Raw genomic sequence first — 4633 nt, 5'->3', positions numbered from 1 at the left:
CCGTGATCGTCCCCCGCTTCGGCCTGTCCGTCGCGGCCGCGACGCCGGTCTTCGTCGACCTGCTCTATCCCGTCGCCGCGCTCAAGCCGCATGCCGCGACGCTGACCGGCAAGGTGCTGGACAAGGCGGATGCCGACCCGGCGTGGCGGCAGGGGCTGACGCGCTCGGTGATGGGCGTGCGCTTCCCCGTGCGCTCGGTGCTGGCCGAGCCGGTGGTGCCGCTGTCACTGCTGATGTCGCTCAAGCCCGGCGACGTCATCCCGATCAGCGTCACGCCGGACGTGCCCGTCATGGTCGGCCGCGACCGGCTGGGCTGCGGCACCGTCGGCGCCGCCAACGGCCGCGCCGCGATCAAGCTCACCTCCCTGGCCTTTCCGCCGCAAGGAACCGACGCATGAACGAGATGACGGGCCAGTTCCCGCCAGCCGCCTTTGGCGACGCGGCGCTGGCCGCCAATTTCCGGCTGTTGCAGGACGTCGACGTCAAGCTGACGGTGGAGATCGGCTCGGCGCAGCTGTCCCTGCGCGAGCTGCTGGCGCTGGGCGAGAGTTCGGTGATCGAGCTGGACCGCGCCGCCAACGAATTGCTCGACGTGTTCGTCAACGGCACGCTGATCGGGCGGGGCGAGGTGGTGACGGTGGGCGAGCGCTTCGGCGTGCGCATGACCGAGCTGGTCAACCCCGACAAGGTCGGCCTCGGGCGGGCCAGCTGACATGCTGCTGTCGTATATCCTCAAGCTCGTCGTGCTGCTGCCGCTGGTGTGCGGGCTGATGATCGGCTGCCTGTGGGCGTGGCGGCGGCTGGAGAGCCGGATGCCGGGCAAGCCCGCCAACCGGCTGGTCGCGGTGCGCGAGACGATGATGATCTCGCCGGGCCTGCGCCTCGCGGTGCTCGATTTCGAGGGCCGCCGGCTGCTCGTCTCCGTCGGGCGCGGCGGCGTGCAGCTGGTGGACAAGGGCGGGGTCGTCCAGTGATCGTCACCGTCACCCGGCGTGGCGAGGGCCCGGCACTGTTCCACGCGCCGACACCGCGTCGCTCGGCTGCGTGGCTGCGCTGGGCGCTGGTCCTGATGGCGATCGCGATCGCGCTGCTCCTCGCCGCGCCCGCGTTCGCGCAAGGACCCGCGACGCCGGGCGTCGGCGACGCGGTGGACCGCGCGCTGGGGCAGATCGGCGGCCAAGGACCAGCGGGTTCGGGCGGCCAGTCCACGCCGCTGAGCATGTCGCTCCAGGTCCTGATCATCATGGGCCTGCTGACCATCCTGCCCGGCATCCTGCTGATGATGACCAGCTTCACGCGCATCGTCGTCGTGCTGGCGGTGCTGCGCCAGGCGCTGGGCCTTCAGCAGACGCCACCCAACCAGGTGCTGATCGGCCTCGCGCTGTTCCTGTCGACCTTCATCATGGCGCCGACGATCAGTGCCATCAACCGCGATGCGATCCAGCCCTATGCCGCCGGCCACCTCGCGGGCACGCAGATGATCGAGACCGCCGGCAAGCCGCTGCACGCGTTCATGGCCAAGCAGACGCGCGTCAAGGACGTGACGATGTTCGCGACCATGGCGCATGCGGGGCCGTATGCGTCGCCGGACGACATCCCCTTCTCCGTGCTGCTGCCGGCGTTCGTGACGAGCGAGCTGAAGACCGCGTTCCAGATCGGCTTCCTCATCTTCCTGCCGTTCCTGGTCATCGACCTGGTCGTGGCGACCGTGCTGATGAGCCTGGGCATGGCGATGCTGTCGCCGTCGATCATCTCGCTGCCGTTTAAGCTGCTCCTGTTCGTGCTGGTCGATGGCTGGGCGATGACGATGGGCAGTCTGGCGAACAGCTTCGTGATGTAGTTTCTCCCCTCCCCTTCAGGGGAGGGGTCGGGGGTGGGACCTCTCAACCGGGAGGAGGCGCCCGGACACACGCCCCACCCCAACCCCTCCCCTGAAGGGGAGGGACTGAACACCATCCTCGTTCGGATTTGACCAGATGGACGCCGACTATTTCCTCACGATCGCCAACCAGACGCTATGGGTGCTGGCGCTCGCGTCGGCGCCGATCCTGGTGCCGGCGCTGCTCGCGGGGCTGATCCTGGGCATGATCCAGGCGGCGACCTCGATCAACGAGCAGACGCTGTCGTTCATCCCCAAGCTGATCGTGGTGGGCGTGTCGCTGGTGATCTTCGGTTCGCTGATCATCGGGCTGTTGAGCGACTTCACCGTGCAGATCTTCGAGCGCATTCCGGACTTGGTGAAATAATGGTGGGAGGGCAGGGCCTCGTCACCCTGAACTCGTTTCAGGGTCCATGCGCGCACGCCAGCGTCACGCCCGACCTTGGCGTGTTCGCATGGATGCTGAAACAAGTTCAGCATGACGGTGGCGGTGGGCGATGCTCGGTTTAGGTCTCAGCATCGAGCCGCAGCTCTGGGCGCTGCTGTTCGTCATGGTCCGCGTGGGCAGCGCGCTGGTGGCGGCGCCGGTGTTCGGCAATGTCGGCGTGCCGTTGCCGGTGCGGGTCGCGCTGTCCGGCGCGATCGGCGTGCTGGTGCTGGGGACGCACGCCGTGCAGCCGCCGCCGACGGTGTTCGCGCTGGCGACGTTCCTGGCGGTCGCGGCCGAGGCGCTGGTCGGCTTCGCGCTGGGCTTCATACTCCAGATCGCGTTCGCGGCGCCGCTGGTCGCGTCCGAGGTGATCGGCGGCGCGATGGGGCTGTCGTTCGCGACCACCATCGATCCCCTCAACGGCCGCTCGACGCCGGCGCTGGGCCAGTTCTTCTCGCTCATGCTGACGCTGCTGTTCCTGTCGGTCGACGGGCATCTGGTGCTCGTCGACATGCTGGTCCGCAGCTATCGCGCATTGCCGCCGGGCGCGGCGTGGCTGGACGCGGGTCATTTGAAGGAGATCGCGCTGTTCGGCGGCTATGCCTTCGCCGCCGGGCTGCTGCTGGCGCTGCCGGTCGGTTTCCTGTTGCTGTGCCTCAACCTCGTCGTCGGCATGATGAGCCGCGCCGCGCCGTCGCTCAACCTCTACGCGGTCGGGCTGCCCGCCAGCCTGGCGGTGGGCGTGCTGGCGCTCGCGGTCGCGTTCCCGGCGATGGGCGATTACATGATCGTGATCGTGCGCAACGGGCTCGACGCGACGCAGTCGCTGGTGCTCCGCTGATGGCGGAGGGCGACCGGACGGAGGCCCCGACACCCAAGCGGCTGCGGCAGGCGCGCGAGGACGGCGACCTCCTCAAGTCGCGCGAGGTCGCGACCGCGCTGGTGGTGCTGGCGGGGGTCGGCTGGGTGGCGGTGTTCGGGCCGTCGCTGCTGGCGGCTTGCAGGGACGTGATGCTTTCCGCCTTCTCCTTCGACCACCGCGACGTTGCGGACTTCTCGCCGTGGCGGCCGCTGGCGCGGGCGGGGACGCGGCTGCTGCCGTCGCTCGGCACGCTGTTCGCGATCAGCATCGGCGCGGGGATCGCGAGCCAAGCGGGGCTGTCCGGCATTTCCTGGAACGCCGGCCTGCTCGCGCCCAAGGCGCGGCGGATCAGTCCGGTGGCGGGGCTGGGGCGCGTGTTCGGACCGCAGGGGTGGATCGAGCTGGGCAAGTCGCTGCTCAAGGTCGGGCTGCTGGGCGCGATCGGCTTCGTCATGCTCCGGCGCGTCGCGCACGACACGCTGGGGCTGACGGCGGCCGACCTGCCGAACGCGCTGGGGCGGCTGGGCGCGAGCTTCACCGCGACGCTGTTCGCGATGGCGGCGGGACTGGTGCTGATCGCGGGCATCGACCTGCCGATCCAGCTCGTCCGCCGGCTCGGCCGGCTGCGCATGAGCAAGCAGGAGGTGAAGGACGAGCACAAGGAGTCCGACGGCAATCCCGAGACCAAGGCGCAGCAGCGCGCGCGCGCCCGGGCGATGCTGGGCAAGGGCGCGCGCCAGGCGATCGCGGACGCGCATGTGGTGCTGACCAACCCCACGCATTTCGCGGTCGCGCTGCGCTATGCGCGGGGCAAGGACGTGGCGCCGGTGGTGGTCGCGCGTGGGCGCGGCGCCACCGCGCTCGCGATCCGCGAGCTGGCGGGCGAGGCGGCGGTGCCGGTGCTCGAATATCCGCAGCTCGCGCGCGCGGTCTATTACACCAGCCGCGAGGGGCAGGAGGTGCGCGACGACCTGTACCTGGCGATCGCGACGGTGCTCGCCTGGGTGTTCAACCTCAACGCCGCCGCCGGGGGCTCGCCGCCACCGGTGGAGGTGCCGGCGGCGGCGCGGTATGACGAGGACGGGGTGGTCGTCCGCTAAAGTCCGCGCGCGCGCGGCCGTTCTTGAGAATAGCCATGGCGACCTCCGCGACCACCTCCACCACCGCGTCGACCAGCTCGACCGCGTCGATCGTCAAGACGCTGGGATCCGGCTCCGGGCTCGACACGGGCGCGATCGTGACCGGGCTGGTGCAGGCGCAGTTCGCGGTCAAGAACGCGACGCTGACCAAGCAGGCGGACGCGCTGACCGCGCAGATCTCCGCGATCGCCAAGCTCAAGAGCGGGATCACCGGCTTTGACTCGGCGCTCAAGGCGCTGGTCAAGGGCGGCACGCTGACGACGCAGCCGCTCAGCAGCGCCGCCGGGGTGGCGACCGCCGCCGGCACCGGCGCGTCGGCGGCG

Annotated in this window: 8 protein-coding genes; all 8 read left to right on the top strand. The window is 70.1% G+C overall.

Annotation, left to right across the window (positions count from 1 at the left end; all coding sequences use genetic code 11):
- The coding region (locus tag HUU95_RS09100) for a FliM/FliN family flagellar motor switch protein (protein ID WP_174279820.1) at nt 1–398 on the top strand (398 nt) is incomplete at its 5' end.
- Nucleotides 395–712, top strand: a complete 318-nt coding sequence (fliN, locus tag HUU95_RS09095) for a flagellar motor switch protein FliN (protein WP_174279819.1) — start codon at nt 395–397, stop codon at nt 710–712. The genes HUU95_RS09100 and fliN, both read left to right, overlap by 4 nt.
- Nucleotide 713: 1 nt before the next feature.
- Nucleotides 714–974 (top strand): flagellar biosynthetic protein FliO, encoded by a 261-nt coding sequence (locus tag HUU95_RS09090; protein WP_174279818.1) that lies wholly within the window; start codon nt 714–716, stop codon nt 972–974.
- Nucleotides 971–1840 carry a flagellar type III secretion system pore protein FliP gene (fliP, locus tag HUU95_RS09085; RefSeq protein ID WP_254602715.1) on the top strand — a complete coding sequence of 290 codons (870 nt, stop codon included), beginning with the start codon at nt 971–973 and terminating at the stop codon, nt 1838–1840. Before HUU95_RS09090 ends, fliP begins: the two co-directional genes overlap by 4 nt.
- Nucleotides 1841–1976: 136 nt before the next feature.
- Nucleotides 1977–2246 (top strand): flagellar biosynthesis protein FliQ, encoded by a 270-nt coding sequence (gene fliQ / locus HUU95_RS09080; RefSeq protein ID WP_174279817.1) that lies wholly within the window; start codon nt 1977–1979, stop codon nt 2244–2246.
- 130 nt (nt 2247–2376) lie between these two features.
- Entirely contained in the window at nt 2377–3150 is a 774-nt protein-coding gene (gene fliR, locus HUU95_RS09075; protein ID WP_174279816.1) for a flagellar biosynthetic protein FliR, read from the top strand.
- Nucleotides 3150–4271 (top strand): flagellar type III secretion system protein FlhB, encoded by a 1122-nt coding sequence (gene flhB, locus HUU95_RS09070; RefSeq protein ID WP_174279815.1) that lies wholly within the window; start codon nt 3150–3152, stop codon nt 4269–4271. Before fliR ends, flhB begins: the two co-directional genes overlap by 1 nt.
- 35 nt (nt 4272–4306) lie before the next feature.
- Nucleotides 4307–4633, top strand: a 327-nt coding sequence (locus HUU95_RS09065; RefSeq protein ID WP_302480113.1) for a flagellar cap protein FliD N-terminal domain-containing protein, incomplete at its 3' end; no start/stop codon positions are given.

It is taken from the genome of Sphingomonas bacterium, from assembly GCF_903643065.1.
Classification (GTDB): domain Bacteria; phylum Pseudomonadota; class Alphaproteobacteria; order Sphingomonadales; family Sphingomonadaceae; genus Sphingomonas.
The sequence above is the reverse complement of the archived record's forward strand: the minus strand, read 5'-3'. Positions and strand labels throughout refer to the sequence as shown.